Below are 19512 nucleotides of genomic sequence, written 5' to 3' on the forward strand. Positions count from 1 at the left end.
CCGCTCCGCCGGGGTAAAGGCTGCGATTATGCCCGTGGATCGAAGGCTTCGCGCAAGGCATCACCAATGAACACCAGCAGTGACAATATCAGCGCCAGGGCAAAGAACGCGGTAAAGCCCAGCCACGGCGCTTGCAGGTGCTGCTTGCCCTGGGTCACCAGCTCGCCCAGCGACGCACTGCCGGCGGGCATGCCGAAGCCGAGAAAATCCAGGGCGGTGAGGGTAGTAATGGCGCCGGTAAGAATAAACGGCAGGTAGGTCAGGGTGGCGTTCATGGCGTTGGGCAAAATGTGCCGCAGGATCACCCAGCGGTCAGGCAGGCCCAGGGCACGGGCGGCCAGCACGTACTCGAGGTTGCGCCCACGCAGGAACTCGGCGCGCACCACGTCCACCAGCGCCAGCCAGGAAAACAGCGCCATGATCCCCAGCAGCCACCAGAAGTTTGGCTCGACAAAGCCGCTGAGGATGATCAGCAGGTACAACACTGGCAGCCCCGACCAGACCTCCAGCAAGCGCTGGCCGATCAGGTCGACCCAACCACCGTGGTAGCCCTGCAAGGCGCCGGCGGCGATGCCGATCAGGGTGCTGATCAGGGTCAGCGCCAGAGCAAACAGAATCGACACCCGAGTGCCATACAGCACCCGCGCCAATACATCACGGGCCTGGTCGTCGGTGCCCAGCCAGTTGACTGCTGACGGCGGGCTGGGGGCGGGCACCAGCAAATCGTAGTTCGGGGTGTCGGCGCTGAACGGTACCGGTGCAAACAGCATCCAGCCGCCCTGGCCCTCGATCAGCTGGCGTACGTACTGGCTGCGGTAGTCCGGCTGGAATGGCAGCTGGCCGCCAAACTGCTGCTCGCTGTAACGTTTGAATGCCGGGTAATACAACTGGCCCTGGTAGCTCAACAGCAATGGCTTGTCGTTGGCCACCAGCTCCGCGCCCAGGCTCACCAGCAGCAACAAGGCAAACAGCCACAGCGAAATCCAGCCACGGCGGTTGCGCCGAAAGCGCTGCAGGCGCCTGCGCGATACCGGCGACAGGCTGAACATCAGTGCGCCCTCGTGGCAAAGTCGATGCGCGGGTCGACCAGGGTGTAGCACAGGTCACCGATCAGGCGCACCAGCAGGCCGAACAGGGTAAAGATGAACAGCGAGCCGAACACCACCGGATAATCCCGCGCCACCGCCGCCTCGTAGCTCATGCGCCCCAGGCCGTCGAGGGAGAAGATCACCTCGATCAGCAGGGAACCTGCAAAGAACACGCTGATCAGCGCCTGGGGAATGCCGGCCACCACCAGCAGGATGGCGTTGCGAAACACATGCCCGTACAGCACCCGTTGCTCGCTCAGGCCCTTGGCCCGGGCGGTGATCACGTACTGGCGGGTGATCTCGTTGAGAAAGGCATTCTTGGTCAGCAGGGTCAGGGTGGCAAAGCCGCCAATTACCAGCGCGCCCACCGGCAGCACCAGGTGCCAGAAGTAATCAGCGATCTTGCCCAACAGGCTGAGCTGGTCGAAGTCTTCCGAGACCAGCCCGCGCACCGGAAACCAGTTCAGCGAGGTGCCGCCGGCAAACAGCACGATCAGCAGCAGGGCGAACAGGAACGAGGGCAGGGCGTAGCCAATGACGATCAGGCTGCTGCTCCAGGCATCGAACGCGGTGCCGTGGCGCACCGCCTTGCGGATCCCCAACGGGATCGACACCAAGTAGGTGAGCAGTGTGGCCCAGAAACCCAGCGACAGGGTCACCGGCATCTTCTCAAGGATCAGGTCGGTGACCTTGGCGCCGCGAAAAAAGCTTGAGCCGAAGTCCAGCCGGGCGTACTGGCTGAGCATTAGCCACAGGCGCTCGGGCGCCGACTTGTCGAAACCGTACTGGCGCTTGATGTCTTCCAGCAGCTTGGGGTCCAGGCCACGGCTGGCCCTGGAGCTTGCGTGCAGGGTTTCGCTGCTGGCCCCCGGCGCACCGCCGCCGATCCCCTGCAGGCGCGCTACCGCTTGTTCCACCGGGCCGCCGGGGGCAGCCTGGACGATGACGAAATTGACCAGCAGGATAATCAGCAAGGTCGGGATGATCAGCAGCAGACGGCGCAGGATGTAGCCGATCATGGCCGGCTCCCCAGGCGCTCGGCCATCTGCGCGTTGGTCAGCGGTGTCGGGCTGACTTGCCACCAGCTGTCCAGGCCTTCGTCGTTGCTCGGCTGCACCTTGGGCAGGCCGAAGCGGTTCCACCACACGGTAGATGAGCCGGGTGGGTAATAGTTGGGAATCCAGTAGTAGTTCCAGCTCAGCACACGGTCCAGGGCATGGGCATGGCGCAGCATGTCGGCCTTGGTTTCGGCCTTGACCAGGCCGTCGAGCAAGCGGTCCACGGCCGGGTCCTGGAGCACCATGTAGTTGTTCGAGCCGGGGTCGCTGGCCGCTGCCGAGCCGAAATAGTTGTACAGCTCAAGCCCGGGCGACGGGGACACCGGGTAGCCGGTGACGATCAGGTCGTAGTCGCGGGCCATCAGCCGGTTGACGTATTGCGAGGCGTCGATGCGGCGGATCTGCAGGGTGATGCCGATTTGCGCCAGGTTGCGCTTCCACGGCAGCAGCAAGCGTTCGAAACCGGCCTGGCCGTTGAGGAAGGTAAAGCTCAGCGGTTCACCCTGGGCATTGACCAGTTGATCACCGCGCGGCTGCCAGCCTGCCGCTTCGAGCAGTTCGAGGGCTTGTAGCTGCTGGTCACGGATCAGCCCCGAGCCGTCGCTGCGCGGCGCTTCGAACACCTGGCTGAAGACCTCGTCGGGTATCTGCCCGCGCAACGGCTCCAGCAGCTTGAGCTCCTGGGCGTCGGGCAGGTTGCGCGCGGCCAGTTCGGTATTGGCGAAAAAGCTCTGCTGGCGAATGTACAGGTTGCGCATCATCTGCCGGTTGCTCCACTCGAAGTCCCACAGCAGGCCCAGCGCCTGGCGCACCCGGCGGTCCTTGAACACCGGGCGTTGCAGGTTGAAGACAAAGCCCTGGGCGGTTTGCGGGGCGTCCTTGGCCAGGTGCGCGCGCTGCAGGCGGCCATCGTCCAGCGCCGGGCTGGCGTAACCGAGGGTATAGGCGGTGGCAGAGAACTCGCGGTTGTAGTCGAAGCCGCCGCCGCGCAGCACCTGGCGCGCCACTTCGGTGTCGCCAAAGTACTCGATGCGCACCTGGTCGAAGTTGTAACGGCCACGGTTGACCGGCAGGTCGCGCCCCCACCAGCTCGTGTTACGCTCGAAGGTGATGCTGCGACCGTTGTCGACCCGCCCGACGCTGTACGGGCCGCTGCCCAGCGGCGCCTCGAAGCCTGCGCCATTGGCGAAATCGCGGTCTTTCCACCAGTGTTCGGGCAGCACCGGCAGGGTCGCCAGGTCCAGAGGCAAGGTGCGGTTCTGGTTGTTCTTGAAGTAAAAGATGATCTGGCGCGGGTTCTCGACCTTTACCTCAGAGACATCGGCGAACTGGGTGCGGTACTTGAGACTACCGGCGCGCATCAAAAGCGCGAAGGTGTAGCGCACATCCTCGGCGCGGATCGGCTGGCCATCGGCAAAGCGCGCACGCGGGTCAAGATAGAAGCGCAGCCACAGCCCCTGCGGATCGCGCTCAAGCTTTTGCGCCACCAGCCCGTACACGGTGTAGGGTTCATCCTGGGAGCGCACCGCCAGCGGCGAATACAGCCAGCCATCGACCTCGGCAACGCCGATGCCCTTGTCGATGTAGGGAATGATGTGGTCGAACTGGCCGATTTCGATGGCCGAGCGGCGCAGGCTGCCGCCTTTGGGCGCATCGGGGTTGGCGTAGCGCAAGTGCTGGAAGCTGGACGGATAGCGCGGTGCTTCGCCGTATACCGTCAGGGCGTGGACCGGCGCTGGCGTGGCAGCGCATGACCAGGCAAGGGCCAGGCCGAAGACGAACAACAAGAAGGGGAAGGGAGCAATTCGCAAGCGCCTGACCACCTGAACCACGACTGTGGCTGAAGCTTAGCAGGTCACTTGCGCGAGCAAACCGGCCCTGGAGGCCGGCTTGCAGAGTAGCGATCAGTCCTGACGGCTGGTCACTTCCAGCAGGTGATAACCGAACTGGGTCTTCACCGGGCCTTGCACGGTGTTGACCGGCGCGCTGAACACCACGGTGTCGAACTCCTTGACCATCTGGCCCGGGCCGAACGAGCCCAGGTCGCCGCCCTGGCGGCTCGATGGGCAGGTGGAGTTGGCTTTGGCGACTTCGGCGAAATCGGCGCCGCCTTCGATCTGGGCTTTGAGTTCGTTGCACTTGTCTTCGGTGGCAACCAGGATGTGACGGGCAGTGGCTTTGGCCATGGGAGTGGCTCCTTGGGGTAAAACGTAAAGCCTAACGTAAATGCGGGTTGGCTGATAGTTGTCGCGGGGCAAGTGGGAGCTGCGCTGCGGCGCCCGGCTTGCCCCGTGATACGGCTCACAAGCGCGCAGCCGCCTCACGCAGCAAGCGCTCGGTCGAATCCCAGCCCAGGCAACCGTCGGTGATCGACACGCCGTATTTGAGCGGCTGCGTGCCCAGTGTCTGGCAACCGTCGAACAGGTGGCCCTCGATCATCATGCCGATCAGCGAGGTATCGCCCTGCAGGCGCTGCTCGAGCACCTCGTTGAACACCGCCGGCTGGCGCAGGGGGTCCTTGGCGCTGTTGGCGTGGCTGCAATCGACCATGATCCGTGCCGCGACGCCGGCTTTGGCCAGGCCCTGGCGGGCCAGGGCGATGCTCTGGCGGTCGTAGTTCGGGCCCTTGCTGCCGCCGCGCAGCACCAGGTGGGTATCGGCGTTGCCCAGGGTCTCGACAATCGCCGGGTAGCCTTGCACGTCCATGCCGAAGTGCCGGTGGCCGTGGGCGGCGCTGCGGATCGCGTCGCAGGCAATGCCAACACCGCCGTCGGTGCCGTTCTTGAAGCCTACCGGCAAACCCAGGCCGCTGACCATTTCGCGGTGAATCTGCGACTCGGTGGTGCGCGCGCCAATCGCCGCCCAGCTCAGCAGGTCATCGAAGTAGCCGGCCGCCATCGGTTGCAGCAACTCGGTGGCCACCGGCAGGCCGCATTCGAGCATGGCCAGCATCAGCCCGCGCGACAGCGCGATGCCGCCGTGCATGTCGTCGCTGCCATCCAGGTGCGGATCGTAGGCCAGGCCTTTCCAGCCGACGGTGGTGCGCGGCTTTTCGACGTAGGCGCGCATCACCAGGAGCATCTTGTCGCTGACCTCCGAGGCCAGGCGGGCCAGGCGTTGGGCGTATTCGCGGGCCGAGCGCGGGTCGTGCAGCGAGCACGGGCCGACGATCATCAGCAGGCGCTGGTCGTGGCCATCGAGGATGGCGCGTACGGCCTGGCGATGGGCTTCGACCTGGGCGGCGAGGGCGGGGGAAAGCGGCATTTGCTGCTTGAGCAACATCGGGCTCGGCAGGCGTTGGCTGACGGCGCTGTTGGCAGCGCTGGGTTCGGACAGTGGCAGAGCGAGGGTGGACGATTGCATGGTGTGAATTCCCTGGGCGGCTGGCGGGGTCTGGCCCGCGCGCTCGGCCCTATCGAGGTGTTCGACAGTTGGCCGGATTGGCGTCATGTGTATGTGTGCCACCAACAAGTGACCGATCGGAGGCGGCAGGCTGGCCCGAACGGGATTGGCTAAATCGCCAGAAGTTGAAGCTTTGGTAACGGTAAGTGGCGTAGTTCATGTTCTGTTCCTCAATGTAATTCGTTGATTGCCGGGGCCTTGAAACGCAAAACCCCCGGTCGGGGGGCCGACCGGGGGTTGAGTATTCTCGTGTTCGGCGGCCCCTTGAAAGTGGGCGCCGGTGAGGGTATCAGCGGCGCCTGTGGCTAAACCAATACCCAAAATAAAACGCTGCCGGGGAGACAGTCGCGCACTCGGCAGCGGCCACGGGGCGCGACAGGCGACCAGTGCTGCAAGCGTGAGTGAGGGTGGTGTGCGACATGTGACTCTCCAGTTGATGTGCCCGAGCTTACTTCAGGCCTTGCTCAGGTTTCAATGGCTAATTTGCATGATTGTCATGGAGCGTGACTATCGCCGCAGGTAAGCGGTGAAGTCGATGTCGCCGGCACTGAGGATCGCCTGCACCCGGTTGTGCACGTTGAGCTTGCGCAAAATCGCCGAGACGTGAGCCTTGACCGTGGTTTCGGCGATGTCGAGGTTGTAGGCGATCTGCTTGTTCGATTCGCCCTTGGTCATGCGTTCGAGCACCAGCAACTGCTTGCGGGTCAGGGCTTGCAGCAGCTCGGGGGCAAAGCCCTGATGGTCACCCTGGTTGCGCCGGCTGCTGTTCTTTTGCGTGCGGATGATGTCCGGCGGCAAGTAGACATTGCCGTTGAGAATCTGCTCGATGGCCTCGGTCATCTGCGAGCGTGGCGAGGATTTGGTGATAAAGCCGACGGCGCCGTAGGTAATGGCCTGCAGCACGACTTGCTTGTCCTGTTCGGCCGAGACGATCACCACCGGGATGGTCGGCGCCTCGTTGCGCAGGTTGATCAAACCGCCCAGGCCGTGCATACCGGGCATGTTCAGGTCGAGCAGGATCAGGTCGAGGTCGTCATGATCGCCAGTGATCGCCAGGGCGCTGTCGAGGTCGGCGGTTTCCATCACCTCGCTGCCGGGAAAGCCGTCGCTGATGACATTGTGGATGGCCTCGCGAAACAACGGATGGTCGTCGGCGATCAGAATCTTGTACATGGCTTTGCACCTTATTGTTGTGGTTGTGCTGCACCCCTTCATTACAGGCCAGGTGCAACGCTTTGGGAATGCGACCATCGACAAGCAAAACAGTACCAAAGTAGTAGGCGGGCGCCCAGGCGTGCGTTCTAGCATGGGGCAAACCTGCGGGAGCTGCGAAGATGGCGATATTGCTGGTGGATGATCACCCGATGCTGCGCCTGGGCCTGGTCGCGGCGCTGCAACAGGGCCTGGAGGGCATGACGGTGATCGAGGCAGCCAGTGGCGAAGAGGCGCTGGCCAAGGTCGGCGAGCAGTTGCCGGGGCTGGTGATCATGGACGTTGACTTGCCGGGTATCAGCGGCGTGGAAACCACCCGACGCCTGCGCCAGCGCCTGCCGCAACTGCGCGTGCTGTTTTTCAGCGAGCACACCGACCTTGGCCTGGTGCGCCAGGCCATGGCGGCCGGCGCCTGTGGTTACCTGTCCAAGGCGGCGGAGCCTGCCGTGCTGCTTGAAGCGGTGCGCCGGGTGCTTTGCGGGCATGCCTACATCGAACAGGCACTGGCCACCGAGCTTGTCTGTCAGCCAGGCGATACTGGCATTCACGGCCTGACCCAACGTGAAACGGAAATCTTTCTGATGCTGGCCAAGGGCACGCCGACCCGGCTGATCGCCGAGCAGTTGTGCATCAGCAGCAAGACCGTGAGCAACTACCTGACCCTGCTCAAAAGCAAATTGCAGGTGGCCTCCCAGGCGCAGATGGTGCGCCTGGCGATCGAGGCCGGCTTGCTGCGGGTGGTTGCCTAGTCCCAGGTGGTCGGGCAGCCCTGGCAGCCTTGCATGTTGCTGTCCTGGAAGTTGGCGTAATGCTGGCGGCTGCCGCGCAGGTCGGCCTGCTCCAGGTTGCTTTCGCCGAACTTGGCTTCTTGCAGATTGGCATCGGCAAGGTTGGCGCCCTTGAGGTCGGCCTTGCTCAACCAGGTCATTTCCAGGTCGGCGGCCTGCAGTTTGCTGTTGTGCAGTTTGGCCCCGGACAGGCGGGCGAACTCCAGGTAGGCGGCGCTCAAGTCGGCATTTTCGAAGTTGGCGCCCTGGGCGAACATGCCCCAGGCCTGTACCGCAATCAGCCTGGCATCGCGCAGGTCGGCCAGGCGCAGGTTGCTTTGCTGCAGGCTGGCGCGGGTGAGATTGGCGCCTTGCAGTCGGGCTTTTTCCAGGTTGGCCAGGTCCAGGCGCGCGTGGCGCAAATTCGCCCCGCGCAGGTCGGCACCGGCCAGGTTCATTTTGCGCAGGTCCTGGTTGCTGAGGTCGGCGTTGCGCAGGTTGGCGTTGGGGCACTGGCTCTCCTGGGCGATGGTGCAGCCGTTGATGGTCAATGGCGCGTCGTCGTCGGCGAGGGCGGCGGTGCAGGCGAGGGTGAGCAAGAGCGGGAGGTATTTCATGGGGATCTCCTGGGCTGTGAGATGGCTATCGCGGGGCAAGCCCGCTCCAACACGGAGCGGGCTTGGCCGGCGATGGGCTTAGCGCTGGGCCGTCTTGGTGTCCCAGGCCGGGATCTTGAACACCCAGAACGAGCCACCCTGGGCCACCGGCTTGGTCAGCTCGGCCATGTCGCCACCCCACAGCGGCACCGCGCCGCCGTAGCCGACGGTCACACCGATGTACTGCTCACCGTCCTGTTCCCAAGTGATCGGCGGCGAGACGATGCCGCTGCCAGTCTGGAATTTCCACAGTTCCTCGCCGGTCTTGGCGTTGAAGGCCTTGAAGTAGCCATCACCGGTACCGGTGAACACCAGGTTGCCCTTGGTCGCCAGCACCCCGGCCCACAGCGGCAGGCGCTCCTTGTGCTCCCAGACCATCTTGCCGGTGGTCGGGTCCATGGCCCGCAGCGAACCGACGTGGTCCTCGTACATGCGCTTGATCCTGAAACCCATGCCCAGGTAGGCCGAGCCTTTCTTGTAGTTGACTTCCTCGGTCCAGTACTCCTCTTTCCACTGGTTCGACGGCACATAGAACAGGCCGGTGTCCTGGCTGTAGGCCATCGGGTTCCAGTTCTTGCCGCCCAAAAACGGTGGCGAGACTTCTACCGGCTTGCCCTTGGTTTGCCCAGGTTCGGGCTTGGCCGGACGCTGGCCGGGGTTTTCCACCGGGCGGCCGGTCTTGAGGTCGATGTGGCTGGCCCAGGTGATGTTGTCGGCGAACGGGAAGGCGTTCTTGAGTTTGCCGTTGGTGCGGTCGACCACGTAGAAGAAGCCGTTACGGTCAGCATGGGCGGTGGCCTTGTACTGCTTGCCGTCCTTGTCCTTGTAGTCGAACAGCACCAACTCGTTGTTGCCGGAAAAGTCCCAGGCGTCGTTAGGCGTGTGCTGGTAGAACCACTTCACTTCGCCGGTCGAGGGGTCGACACCGACCTGGCCCGAGGTGTAGAGGCTGTCGAAGTCGTGCGGGTTGCCATCCTTGGAGGTACGCGCCCAGGTGTTCCACGGCCCCGGGTTGCCGGCGCCGACGATGATGGTATTGGTCTCGGCATCGAAGCTTGCGCTCTGCCACGGCGCGCCGCCGCCATGGCTCCAGGCTTCGACCTTGCCGGTCTCGGTGTTCGGATCATCCGGCCAGGACGGCGCCTTGACGTCACCGGTGGGGGTGCTGTCCTTGCCGTTCAGGCGGCCCATGTGGCCCTCGACGAAGGGCCGCATCCACACCTCGTCGCCGGTTTCCGGGTCGCGGGCATACAGCTGGCCGACCACGCCGAATTCATCGCCGGAGCTGCCGTGAATCAGCAACACTTTGCCGCTCTTCTGGTCCTTGATCAGGGTCGGGGCGCCGGTCATGGTGTAGCCGGCGCTGTGGTCGCCGAACTTTTTCTTCCACACCACCTTGCCGGTGTCCTTGTTCAGGGCGATGACCTGGGCGTCGAGAGTGCCGAAGTAGATCTTGTCGCCATAGATGGCGGCGCCGCGGTTGACCACGTCGCAGCACGGGCGAATGTTGTCCGGCAGGCGATGGTTGTAGGTCCACAGGCGTTTGCCGGTCTTGGCATCGAGGGCAAACACCCGCGAGTACGAGCCGGTGACGTAGATCACGCCGTCGTTGACGATGGCCTGGGACTCCTGGCCGCGCTGCTTCTCGTCACCAAAAGAGTACGACCAGGCCGGGGTCAGCTTGAACACGTTGTGGTCGTTGACCTGGGCCAGCGGGCTCCAGCGCTGGGCATTGGTGCCCATGCCGTACTGCAGCACGTTGCCGGTGCTCTTGTGGTCGTCGGCGATGTCTTCCCAGCTCACAGGTTTCGCCAGGGCATGCGGGGCCAGGGCCAGGCTGCCCAGCAGGAGGACGGTATGCACGGCAGCAGTCAGCGGGGAAAGTGCGGCGGGTAACGATCTTATTGTCATGGTTGGAGTTCCCAATGAAGGTTTTGGCCTGCATAGCCTGGAACGCCAAGGGCGCGATCGATACGGAAAATCTCCCGGTCTTTACGGGAAAATTTCCCAGGCCGGGCATGATTTGGCACTGCCCCACAAGCGCTACTACCAAGGGAGGAGGCTGCGGCCACCAAAGCAGCATGGGGGCCTCGCCAGCACGTTTCTAAGATGCCGGCACAACCTTTCAGCCGAGAGGTTTTTGCGTGCAAACAGCAGTCGAGGGCAGAACAATGAAAACAGCAAAAAACGCCTGGTTGAGCCTGATCGTCAGCGCCAGCCTGATGAGCAGCGCCGGGGCTTTTGCCCATGGCAACGTGACGCCGACCGCGGTCAACACCGGCAACCTGGAAAAGCTCGGTGAGCAGTGGCGCGCAGAAAACCCCTACCGCAACAGCAAGGACCACGACGAGGCGGTGTCCATCGGTGCTTCGGCCTACAACCAGAACTGCGCTGCTTGCCACGGCCTTGAAGCCAAGTCCGGCGGCATCGCCCCGGACCTGCGCTTGCTCGACGAAGGCGCAGCCGGTGATGAATGGTTTGTCGAGCGGGTGCGCAATGGCGCGGTACGCGATGGCCGGGTGTACATGCCGAAGATGGCTGACTACCTCAGCCAGGAAGCCTTATGGGCGGTGCGCAGTTACCTCGACAGCGTGCATGTCGAGGAGTGACTGTAGGAGCGGGCTTGACCCGCGATAGCGATTCAACAGTGATATCGCATCGCGGGACAAGCCCGCTCCTGCAGTAGGCCGTGTTTACAAGGTGTAGTGCTTCAACTCCCGGGCAATCAGCATGCGCTGGATTTCGCTGGAGCCTTCGTAGATCTGGGTAATGCGCGCATCGCGGTAGTAACGCTCGACCGGGTAATCTTCCAGATAGCCATACCCGCCATGCACCTGGATCGCCTTGGAGCACACCCGCTCGGCCATTTCCGAGGCGAACAGCTTGGCCTGTGAGGCTTCGCTCAGGCATGGCTTGCCGGCGCTGCGCAGGCGTGCGGCGTGGAGAATCAACAGCCGTGCGGCGTTGATCTGCACCTGCATGTCGGCCAGCAGGTTGGCGATGCTCTGGTGCTCGTTGATCGGCTTGCCGAACTGAATACGGTCACGCGAATACACCAGCGCCGCCTCGAACGCCGCGCGGGCAATGCCCAGGGCCTGGGCGGCGATGCCGATACGCCCGCCTTCGAGGTTGGACAGGGCAATGGCCAGGCCCTTGCCGCGCTCGCCGAGCATGTTGGCTGCCGGGATACGGCAGTTGTTGAGGGTTACCGCGCAGGTGTCGGAGGCGCGGATGCCCATCTTGTGCTCGCTGCGATCGACCACGAAGCCTTCGTTGTCGGTGGGAACCAGGAACGCCGAAATACCCTTTTTGCCCAGCTCCGGGTCAGTGACCGCGAAGACGATCGCCAGCCCTGCACGGCGGGCATTGCTGACGAACTGCTTGGCGCCATTGATCACCCAGCGATCGCCCTTAAGCTCGGCGCGGGTGCGCAGGTTGTGGGCCTCGGAGCCCGCTTGCGGCTCGGTCAGGCAGAAGCAGCCGATCACCTGGCCGCTGGCCAGGCGCTCAAGCCAGGTCTGTTGCTGTTCGGCGCTGCCGTAGGCGAGCAGCGGGCCGCAGCCCACCGAATTGTGAATGCTCATCAGCGCACCGGTGGCACCATCGCCGGCGGCGATCTCTTCGACCGCCAGGGCGTAGGCGACATAGTCGGTGTAACTGCCGCCCCATTGCTCGGGCACGACCATGCCCAGCAGGCCCAGCTCGCCCATCTTCTGCACCACGCCATCGTCGATCCAGCCGGCCTTTTCCCAGGCCTGGGCATGGGGGGCGATCTCGCCACGGGCGAAGTCCCGGGCCATGTCGCGGATCATGATCTGTTCTTCAGTCAGTTCCAGGTCTTGCATCTGCGTACTCCAGGCCTCAGAGGCCTTCGAAGAATTGATCCACGCGCTGGCGGTCGAGGCCGGCGAGGGTAGCGGGGTTCCAGCGTGGCTGCTTGTCCTTGTCGATGATCAGTGCGCGTACGCCTTCGATCAGGTCGCCATGCTCGAACCACTGGCGGTCCAGGTGCAGCTCCATCTTGAAGCAGTCTTCAAGACTCAGGTGACGGCCGCGACGAAGCATCTCCAGGGTCACGGCCATAGCCAGCGGCGAGCGGCTGTCGAGCAGATCGGCGGTTTTCAGTGCCCATTCATGGCTGTCGGCCACGGTCACGGCGCGCAGTTGCTCGACGATACTGGCAACGTCGGGCAGGGCGAAGAAGTGATCGATGGCCGGGCGCAACCTGGCCAGCGGTGCGTCTTCAAGCACCTGGGTGCCGAGTTTGGCCAGCACCCCTTGCAGGTCCTTGAGCGGGTGTTCGCCAAAGCTCAGGGTGTCGAGGCGCTCATTGAGGCTGGCCAGCTTGCTGCTGTCCAGGTACCAGTCGGCCAGGCCGCAGTACAGCGCATCGGCCGCCTGCACTTGCACGCCGCTGACCCCCAGGTAGATGCCCAGCTCGCCGGGAATGCGCGAGAGGAAGTAGCTGCCGCCGACATCCGGGAAATAACCGATGGCGGTTTCCGGCATGGCCAGGCGGCTGCGCTCGGTGACTACCCGCAGGTCGGCGCCCTGGGCCAGGCCCATGCCGCCGCCGAGGGTGAAGCCATCCATCAGTGCCAGCACCGGCTTGGGGTAATGGTGGATGCACAGGTCGAGGGCGTATTCCTCGACGAAAAAATCCCGGTGCAGGCTGTCACCGGCCTTGTAACTGTCGTACAGCGAGCGGATGTCGCCGCCGGCGCAGAAACCTTTCGGGCCTTCGCCGCGCAGGGTCACGGCATGCACCTGTGAGTCCGTGGCCCAGGCGTCAAGTTGGCGCTGCAGGCGGCGGACCATGTCCAGGGTCAGGGCGTTGAGGCCGGTGGGGCGGTTGAGGGTCAAGTGACCGATATGGTTGCGAACCTCGGCCAGTACATGGACGTCGGTTGGCGCTTGAGCGTGCGCGGTCATCGCTTTCTCCCTGCTTTGTTATTGATTTTCCACGTGTTTTAACACGGTCTGGATAGGCGCTAGAGGATCGAAGGATCGTATCAGTGCAAATTTGCCCAATACAATCCGTAAATCTGCAGGCTCAGTCTGCATTTTTGCATGGGTGGGCGCGCCTAACGCACCGGGTCTTGCCACTTTAGCCTTGTGACACTGACGGGCAAGGGATTAGTTCCGCCTGCGGGCAGCCGGGCCGGTTGCGCCAAAGCAGCACGGGAGCGCCGCCAAGGCAGGGTATGGCCGCTTGCCTGGCCTTTCGATAATCGCCTCCGACATCTGTCCCCCCGTTTTGCGGAGAGCGCCATGCACAACAATAACAATGCCAATCGCCGTTTCCTGCCGTTGCTGACCAGCCTTGCCGCCCTGGGCCTGAGCCCGCTGGCCGGCGCCGAGATCATGCTCTACGACAAGGAGCAGACGACCTTTTCCACCGACGGCTACATCAACGCCTTCTACGTCAACAGCGACGTCGACCGCGCCGGGGAGCAATACGACCGTCGCCAGTCGCGGGTGAAGATGGGCTTTCTGCCCAATTACCTGGGCTTCAACATGACCCGCCAGGTCGATGACCTCAAGCTCGGCGGCCGGGCCTCGTTCTGGGTGACCATCAACGACAGCGAAACCAACGGCACCGACACCGCCATCGACGTGCGCCAGTTCTACGGCACCGTGGCCAACCCCGAATGGGGCGAGGTGTTGATCGGCAAGGACTTCGGCCTGTTCGCCCGCTCCAACATCCTCCTCGACGAGTTGCTCGCCGGCTACGGCCAGGTCAGCGACACCCTGGGCCTGGTCGATGGCGGCGGGGTGTCGTTCGGCAACATCGGCAGCGGCTACCCGTACCCGTTCCCGACCTCGCAGATCACCTACCGCACGCCGGTGTTGGACGGCTTGCGCATTGCCGTGGGGATCCTCGACCCGGTGGACACCAACGACGACAGCGCGGTGGGCAAGGCCTACCAGGAAAACCCGCGCACCGAGAGCGAGATCACCTACCAGTTCGACCTCGGCGGCGCGCAGATTTATAGCTGGCTCAACGGCACCTACCAGACCTCGGACAACACCGACAGCAGCGTCGATTCGGTGACTTCCAAGGGCCTCGGCTATGGCGTGCAGGCGAAGATCGGCGGGTTGTCGCTGACCGGCTCAGGTTTTACCGCCAAGGGCATCAACCCGTTCTTCACCAATAACGCCGGCGAGGCGACCTTGCGTGAGGTCGACAGCAAGGGTTATCTGCTTCAGGGCTCGTACAAGCTCGGCAAAAACCGTCTGGCGCTGTCGTATGGCAAGACCAGGGATGACGGCAATGGCGCAGTGAACACCGGCGCCGACTATGAAACCCGTGGCATAGCGCTGTTTCATGACATCAACGACAACCTCAAGCTGGTCGCCGAGTACAACCAGTTCGAGATCGACGGCCATGAAGGCGATGCGCAGAATGAAGACACCGATACCTTCGCCGTGGGCGCGGTGCTGACCTGGTAAACGCATTGACCGGTAGGAGCGGGCTCGCCCCCCGATGAGGCTACCCGCTCTACAACCAATGCCACCCATACCCAGTACCCAAGTAGCATTCGGCGCGCTACCGCGCCTGCCTAAACTGCCTGCATCGATCAATGCCCACCCAGGAGGCACCCATGCAGCAGTTCCCGGCCGAGGGCGTGATCAGTGCCGTGTCGCGGGCCAGCGCCGCTGAGCTGGCCGCCCAGGAACTGGCCAGCCAGCTGCTGCACCCGCACCTGGGTTTCGTGTTGTTCTTCTGCTCCGCCGAGTACGACCTGCCGGCCCTGGCCCAGGCCCTGCAACAGAGCTTCGGCGGCATTCGCCTGGCCGGTTGCACCAGTGCCGGCGAACTGACCCCCGACGGTTACGGCCGTGGCTGTATCACCGCCCTGGGTTTTGATCACCGGCAGTTTTCCATCGCCGCCGAACTGATCGACGCCATGCCGGCGTTCAGCCTGATCCAGGCCCAGGCCACGGTCGAGCGCCTGGTGGGCGAGTGTCGTAGCAATACCCTGGCGCCGATCAAGGGCCACAGCTTTGCCCTGACCCTGCTCGACGGCCTGTCCAGCCGTGAAGAAACCGTGCTGGCGGCACTCAGTGCGGCGTTGGGCGATATCCCGCATTTCGGTGGTTCGGCCGGTGACGACAATCATCTGCACCACACCCATGTGTACTTCGACGGCGACTTTCGCAGTGGCGCTGCGGTGGTGCTGCTGGTCAACACCGGGCTTGAGTTCGAGGTGTTCACCACCCATCACATCGAGCCGCGCAGTGAAAAACTGGTAATCACCCGCGCCGATCGCCAGTTGCGCCGGGTCTACGAGCTCAACGCCGAACCGGCAGCGCTTGAATACGCGCAGTTGATCGGCGTGCCGGTCAGCCAGATCAATCACCGCACCTTCGCCGCCCACCCGCTGGCGGTGCGCATCAACGAGCGTTATTACGTGCGCGCCATCCAGCAGGTGCACGAGGACCTGAGCCTGAGTTTCTACTGCGCGGTGGAGAACGGCATCGTCCTCACCGCCATGCGTCCGGGGCCACTGTTGCCAAATCTGCAGCACCTGTTTAGCGGCCTGCAACAACGCCTCGGGCCCTTGCTGCTGACCATCGGTTGCGATTGCTTCCTGCGCCGCCTGGAGCTCGAAGGCAGCGACAGCCTGGCCGAGGTCGGCCGTTTTCTGCGCAGTCAGCGGGTGCTGGGTTTCAACTCCTACGGGGAACAGTTCAATGGCATGCACATCAACCAGACCTTCACCGGCGTTGCCATCGGCCGGCCCCGAGGCCAGTGTGAACAGTGACCCGCGCCTGGCCGAGCTGCAACGGGCCAACCACAAGCTGCTGCGCATCAACGCTGCGCTGATCGAGCGCCTGGAGTCGGGGGCGGCGCGCCCGGACGATTCCTATGCGGCGTTCCAGCATTCGGTGGTGCTGGCCGAACAGGTACGCGAGCGCACCGATGCCCTGAACCAGACCCTGGTCGAGCTCAAGGCCAGCAACCACCTGCTCAGCGAGGCCCGGCTGCGCGCGGAAACCGCCCACCAGCACCTGGTCGATGCCATCGAAAGCATCTCCGACGCCTTTGTGCTGTTCGACCCGGACTTGCGCATCGTCCTCTTCAACAGCCGTTTCAAGGCCTTCTGGGCCGGCAGCCGCTTGCGCATCATCAGCGGCATGCGCCTGGCCGAGGTCAAGCGCCTGATGCACAGCAGCGGCCTGTTGCGCGAAGAACTGCGCGGCGTCAGCGACGAACACCTGTTGTATCGTCTGCACAACGGGCGCTGGCTGCAGGTCAGCGAGCGGCCAACCCAGGACGGCGGGCGGGTGATGCTGTTCACCGACATCACCGAGGTCAAGCACAGCGAAACCCGGCGCCGCGAGCAGGCGGTGGCGCAAAAGTCCTACTTGCTGCAACGGGCGGTCGACAACCTGTCCCAGGGCGTGGCCATGGTCAATGCCGACGGCGTGCTGGAACTGTGGAACCGGCGTTTTCTCGAACTCAGCGGCCTGGCGCCGATCGCCGCCCACCGATCCTTTACCGAAGTGATCGCCGACAGCGAACTGGCCTTGCTGACCCCGGCCAGCCGCGACGGCAATGGCCGCTGTGTGCATGAACTGGAACAGCGCCTGTTCGACGGACGCATGCTGGAAATCCGTACCCATCCGTTGCCCACCGGCGGTTTCGTCAACACTTTCACCGACATCACCGAACGCTACCAGCACGCGCAAGCCCTGAGCGAAAGCGAGCGCTGGATTCGGCTGATCACCGACCATGTGCCGGCGCTGATTGCCTACCTCAATGCCGAGCTGGTCTACGAGTTCACCAACAAGGTCTACGAGCAGTGGTACTGCTGGCCGCCGGGGGTGATGCTCGGGCAGAACCTGCGCGAGGTGCACAGCCCCGGGCACTACCAGCGCCTGGAGGGTTACATCGAGCGGGCGCTGGCCGGCGAGAGCGTGACGTTCGAATGCGCCGAGACCCACGTCAACGGCCAGGAACGCTACATGCTGCGCTCCTACGTGCCCAACCGCCTGGCCAGTGGCGAGGTGGTTGGGATTTTCGTGCTGATTCGCGACATCACCGAACGCCGGCGCAGCGCCGAGGCCCTGCACCAGGCCTACCAGAACCTCGAAGTGCGGGTACGCGAACGCACCGCGGAACTGAGCAAGGCCAAGCAGCAAGCCGAGCAGGCCAACCTGTCGAAGACCAAGTTCCTCGCCGCCGTCAGCCATGACTTGCTGCAACCCTTGAACGCGGCGCGGCTGTTCACCAGTGCCTTGCTCGAACAGAGCAGCGCTAACCCTGCGCTGGTGCGCAATGTCAGCAACTCGCTGGATGACGTCGAGAACCTGCTCGGCACCCTGGTGGATATCTCCAAGCTCGACGCCGGGGTGATCAAGGCCGACCTTGCCAGCTTCGCCGTCAGCGACCTGCTCGACAACCTCGCCGCCGAATTTGCTCATGCCGCCGCCAGCGCGGGCCTGCGCATGGCCTATGTGCCCTGTGGGCTGAGCGTGCACAGCGATATCCAGTTGCTGGCGCGGATACTGCGCAACCTGCTCAGCAATGCCATCCGCTACACCCCGCGCGGCCGCGTGCTGCTCGGCTGCCGGCGGCGCGCCAAGGCGTTGTCGATCGAGGTCTGGGACACCGGTATCGGCATTGCCCAAGAGCGCCGCGAAGAGGTGTTTGAGGAGTTTCGTCGTGGTGATGCGCAGCGCCCGGACCAGGATCGCGGCCTGGGCCTGGGCTTGGCCATCGTCGACAAGATCGCCGGGATTCTCGGCCACCGCCTGCAATTGCGTTCAGTGCCGGGCAAGGGCTCGGTGTTTACCGTCGAAGTACCCTGCAGCCTCCAGGCACCCAGGCGGCTGGCCGAACCCGACCTCAGCGAGCCGCTGCGCGAACGCCTGGAAGGCGCGCGTATCTGGGTGCTGGATAACGACGCGGCGATCTGCGCTGGCATGCGCACCTTGCTCGAGCAGTGGGGCTGCGAGGTGGTGACGGCCTTGAGTGAGCAGGACCTGGCGCGCCAGGTGGCCTGCAACAGCGCCGAAGCCGACCTGCTGATCGCCGATTACCACCTGGACAACGGCCGCAACGGCGTCGATGCGGTGGCGGCGATCAATGCCCAGCGGCCTGTACCGCTGGCGGCCTTGATGATCACCGCCAACTACAGCAACGAGCTAAAACAACAGGTGCGCGAGCGCGGCCATACGTTGATGCACAAGCCGGTGCGGCCGATGAAGCTCAAGGCCGCCATCAGCCACCTGCTCGGCGCCGAACTCAGCGCGCCACGCGACCACTGACGTAGTGCGCGCTGTCGTTGTAGCCGTGAGTCGAGGCGTGGCCCGGGGTCACCAGCGAATCGATGAAGGCTTCGTCTTCAGCGCTGATCTGCACCGCCAGCGCGCCGCTGTAGGTGTCCCACTGGGCTTCGGTGCGCGGGCCGACGATCGCCGAGCTGACCGCGCGGTTGTTGAGCACCCAGGCGATGGCGAACTCGACCATGCCGATGCCCCTGGGCTGCAGGTAGGCGTGGATCTGCTGGGCGATCTGCAGCGATTCTGGGCGCCATTCGGTTTCCAGGATGCGCTTGTCCTGGCGTCCGGCGCGGCTGTTGGCATCGGGGCTGGCATTGGGCGCGTACTTGCCGCTGAGCACGCCGCGCGCCAGCGGGCTGTAGGGCACGATGCCCAGGCCGTGATGGGCGGCGGCGCTGAACTGCTCGGGTTCGGCCTGGCGGTTGACGATGTTGTACAGCGGCTGGCTGGCCACCGGCTTGGACACGCCCAGGCGCTCGGCCAGGTTGCACAGCTCGGCGATGCGCCAGCCGCGGAAGTTGGACACACCCCAGTGGCGAATCTTGCCCTGGCGCAGCAGGTCGCCGATGGCGCTGACGGTGACCTCAAGCGGGGTGTTGTGGTCTTCGCGGTGCAGGTAGTAGATGTCCAGGTAATCGGTGCCCAGGCGGGTCAGGCTGGCTTCGATGGCATTGAAGATGTGCTTGCGGCTTAAGCCGCTACGGTTGGGCAGGCCCTCGGCAGGGCCGAAGCCGACCTTGGAGGCGAGGATCCAGTCGTGGCGGTGGCGGGCAATGGCCTCGCCGACGATTTCCTCGCTGCGCCCGGCGTTGTAGACGTCGGCGGTGTCGATGAAATTGATGCCCTGGTCCCAGGCCTTGGCGATGATGCGCAGCGAGTCTTCGGTGCTGGTCGGCTCGCCGAACATCATGCTGCCCAGGGTCAGTGCCGACACCTGCAGGCCGCTTTGGCCCAGTGGACGGTAAATCATGATCGAAAGGCCTTTGGCGATTGGAATTCGATCTGTTTTACACAGTTCCACCTCTGATTTAAAGCA

Annotated in this window: 16 protein-coding genes; 5 read left to right on the forward strand and 11 right to left on the reverse strand. The window is 64.0% G+C overall.

Going from position 1 to position 19512, the window contains the following annotated elements; genetic code table 11:
* Positions 1-26: 26 nt before the first annotated feature.
* The 6 genes from ACIOVF_RS25705 to ACIOVF_RS25730 all read right to left on the reverse strand — a co-directional run bounded on the left by ACIOVF_RS25705 (position 27) and on the right by ACIOVF_RS25730 (position 6721).
* Entirely contained in the window at positions 27-1049 is a 1023-nt protein-coding gene (locus ACIOVF_RS25705; protein ID WP_045201955.1) for an ABC transporter permease, read from the reverse strand.
* Positions 1049-2107, reverse strand: a complete 1059-nt coding sequence (locus ACIOVF_RS25710) for a microcin C ABC transporter permease YejB (RefSeq protein WP_401293501.1) — start codon at positions 2105-2107, stop codon at positions 1049-1051. Before ACIOVF_RS25710 ends, ACIOVF_RS25705 begins: the two co-directional genes overlap by 1 nt.
* Positions 2104-3957, reverse strand: coding sequence for an extracellular solute-binding protein (locus tag ACIOVF_RS25715; protein WP_401293503.1), 1854 nt, complete (start codon positions 3955-3957; stop codon positions 2104-2106). The genes ACIOVF_RS25710 and ACIOVF_RS25715 overlap by 4 nt, the downstream gene beginning before the upstream one ends.
* A gap of 93 nt (positions 3958-4050) precedes the next feature.
* Complete coding sequence (locus ACIOVF_RS25720) at positions 4051-4332, reverse strand: peptidylprolyl isomerase (RefSeq protein ID WP_093382710.1); 282 nt, start codon at positions 4330-4332, stop codon at positions 4051-4053.
* A gap of 115 nt (positions 4333-4447) precedes the next feature.
* A complete protein-coding gene (locus tag ACIOVF_RS25725; RefSeq protein WP_401293505.1) occupies positions 4448-5509 on the reverse strand; it encodes a 3-deoxy-7-phosphoheptulonate synthase in 1062 nt (353 codons plus the stop codon).
* A 546-nt stretch (positions 5510-6055) separates the two neighbouring features.
* Positions 6056-6721 carry a response regulator gene (locus ACIOVF_RS25730; RefSeq protein WP_401293506.1) on the reverse strand — a complete coding sequence of 222 codons (666 nt, stop codon included), beginning with the start codon at positions 6719-6721 and terminating at the stop codon, positions 6056-6058.
* 161 nt (positions 6722-6882) lie between these two features.
* On the opposite strand from ACIOVF_RS25730, the gene ACIOVF_RS25735 reads away from it, so the two are divergent.
* Positions 6883-7509 (forward strand): response regulator transcription factor, encoded by a 627-nt coding sequence (locus tag ACIOVF_RS25735; protein ID WP_093382718.1) that lies wholly within the window; start codon positions 6883-6885, stop codon positions 7507-7509.
* Here the strand turns inward: ACIOVF_RS25735 and ACIOVF_RS25740 are convergent.
* Both ACIOVF_RS25740 and exaA read right to left on the reverse strand, forming a co-directional pair.
* On the reverse strand, positions 7506-8144 hold the full coding sequence (locus ACIOVF_RS25740; RefSeq protein ID WP_045201964.1) for a pentapeptide repeat-containing protein: 639 nt from the start codon (positions 8142-8144) through the stop codon (positions 7506-7508). The genes ACIOVF_RS25735 and ACIOVF_RS25740 overlap by 4 nt on opposite strands.
* Positions 8145-8222: 78 nt before the next feature.
* On the reverse strand, positions 8223-10094 hold the full coding sequence (gene exaA, locus ACIOVF_RS25745) for a quinoprotein ethanol dehydrogenase (protein ID WP_093382724.1): 1872 nt from the start codon (positions 10092-10094) through the stop codon (positions 8223-8225).
* Between the two features lie 260 nt (positions 10095-10354).
* Between exaA and pedF the strand changes: the two genes are divergently transcribed.
* Entirely contained in the window at positions 10355-10792 is a 438-nt protein-coding gene (gene pedF, locus ACIOVF_RS25750; RefSeq protein WP_045201967.1) for a cytochrome c-550 PedF, read from the forward strand.
* A gap of 84 nt (positions 10793-10876) precedes the next feature.
* Here the strand turns inward: pedF and ACIOVF_RS25755 are convergent, their stop codons facing one another.
* Both ACIOVF_RS25755 and ACIOVF_RS25760 read right to left on the reverse strand, forming a co-directional pair.
* Complete coding sequence (locus ACIOVF_RS25755; RefSeq protein ID WP_401293512.1) at positions 10877-12028, reverse strand: acyl-CoA dehydrogenase family protein; 1152 nt, start codon at positions 12026-12028, stop codon at positions 10877-10879.
* Positions 12029-12044: 16 nt separating this feature from the next.
* Positions 12045-13115: an enoyl-CoA hydratase/isomerase family protein gene (locus ACIOVF_RS25760; protein WP_401293515.1), complete on the reverse strand. Its 1071-nt coding sequence runs from the start codon at positions 13113-13115 to the stop codon at positions 12045-12047.
* A gap of 339 nt (positions 13116-13454) precedes the next feature.
* On the opposite strand from ACIOVF_RS25760, the gene ACIOVF_RS25765 reads away from it, so the two are divergent.
* The 3 genes from ACIOVF_RS25765 to ACIOVF_RS25775 all read left to right on the forward strand — a co-directional run bounded on the left by ACIOVF_RS25765 (position 13455) and on the right by ACIOVF_RS25775 (position 18461).
* Positions 13455-14636: a porin gene (locus tag ACIOVF_RS25765; protein ID WP_045201972.1), complete on the forward strand. Its 1182-nt coding sequence runs from the start codon at positions 13455-13457 to the stop codon at positions 14634-14636.
* A gap of 152 nt (positions 14637-14788) precedes the next feature.
* Positions 14789-15952 (forward strand): nitric oxide-sensing protein NosP, encoded by a 1164-nt coding sequence (gene nosP / locus ACIOVF_RS25770; protein WP_401293519.1) that lies wholly within the window; start codon positions 14789-14791, stop codon positions 15950-15952.
* Entirely contained in the window at positions 15882-18461 is a 2580-nt protein-coding gene (locus ACIOVF_RS25775; protein WP_249744351.1) for a PAS domain-containing hybrid sensor histidine kinase/response regulator, read from the forward strand. The genes nosP and ACIOVF_RS25775 overlap by 71 nt, the downstream gene beginning before the upstream one ends.
* Here the strand turns inward: ACIOVF_RS25775 and ACIOVF_RS25780 are convergent.
* Complete coding sequence (locus ACIOVF_RS25780; RefSeq protein ID WP_401293522.1) at positions 18439-19446, reverse strand: aldo/keto reductase; 1008 nt, start codon at positions 19444-19446, stop codon at positions 18439-18441. The two genes, ACIOVF_RS25775 and ACIOVF_RS25780, sit on opposite strands and share 23 nt — an antisense overlap.
* Positions 19447-19512 lie beyond the last annotated feature (66 nt).

Source organism: Pseudomonas sp. NPDC087612 (assembly GCF_044743505.1).
Lineage (GTDB): Bacteria > Pseudomonadota > Gammaproteobacteria > Pseudomonadales > Pseudomonadaceae > Aquipseudomonas.

Coding starts and splice junctions, on each gene's coding strand:
- ACIOVF_RS25730 (WP_401293506.1), bottom strand. CDS start 6,721: ATGTACAAGATTCTGATCGCCGACGACCATCCGTTGTTTCGCGAGGCC.
- ACIOVF_RS25735 (WP_093382718.1), top strand. CDS start 6,883: ATGGCGATATTGCTGGTGGATGATCACCCGATGCTGCGCCTGGGCCTG.
- ACIOVF_RS25755 (WP_401293512.1), bottom strand. CDS start 12,028: ATGCAAGACCTGGAACTGACTGAAGAACAGATCATGATCCGCGACATG.
- ACIOVF_RS25725 (WP_401293505.1), bottom strand. CDS start 5,509: ATGCAATCGTCCACCCTCGCTCTGCCACTGTCCGAACCCAGCGCTGCC.
- ACIOVF_RS25765 (WP_045201972.1), top strand. CDS start 13,455: ATGCACAACAATAACAATGCCAATCGCCGTTTCCTGCCGTTGCTGACC.
- ACIOVF_RS25710 (WP_401293501.1), bottom strand. CDS start 2,107: ATGATCGGCTACATCCTGCGCCGTCTGCTGCTGATCATCCCGACCTTG.
- ACIOVF_RS25780 (WP_401293522.1), bottom strand. CDS start 19,446: ATGATTTACCGTCCACTGGGCCAAAGCGGCCTGCAGGTGTCGGCACTG.
- exaA (WP_093382724.1), bottom strand. CDS start 10,094: ATGACAATAAGATCGTTACCCGCCGCACTTTCCCCGCTGACTGCTGCC.
- ACIOVF_RS25720 (WP_093382710.1), bottom strand. CDS start 4,332: ATGGCCAAAGCCACTGCCCGTCACATCCTGGTTGCCACCGAAGACAAG.
- ACIOVF_RS25740 (WP_045201964.1), bottom strand. CDS start 8,144: ATGAAATACCTCCCGCTCTTGCTCACCCTCGCCTGCACCGCCGCCCTC.
- nosP (WP_401293519.1), top strand. CDS start 14,789: ATGCAGCAGTTCCCGGCCGAGGGCGTGATCAGTGCCGTGTCGCGGGCC.
- ACIOVF_RS25760 (WP_401293515.1), bottom strand. CDS start 13,115: ATGACCGCGCACGCTCAAGCGCCAACCGACGTCCATGTACTGGCCGAG.
- ACIOVF_RS25705 (WP_045201955.1), bottom strand. CDS start 1,049: ATGTTCAGCCTGTCGCCGGTATCGCGCAGGCGCCTGCAGCGCTTTCGG.
- pedF (WP_045201967.1), top strand. CDS start 10,355: ATGAAAACAGCAAAAAACGCCTGGTTGAGCCTGATCGTCAGCGCCAGC.
- ACIOVF_RS25775 (WP_249744351.1), top strand. CDS start 15,882: ATGGCATGCACATCAACCAGACCTTCACCGGCGTTGCCATCGGCCGGC.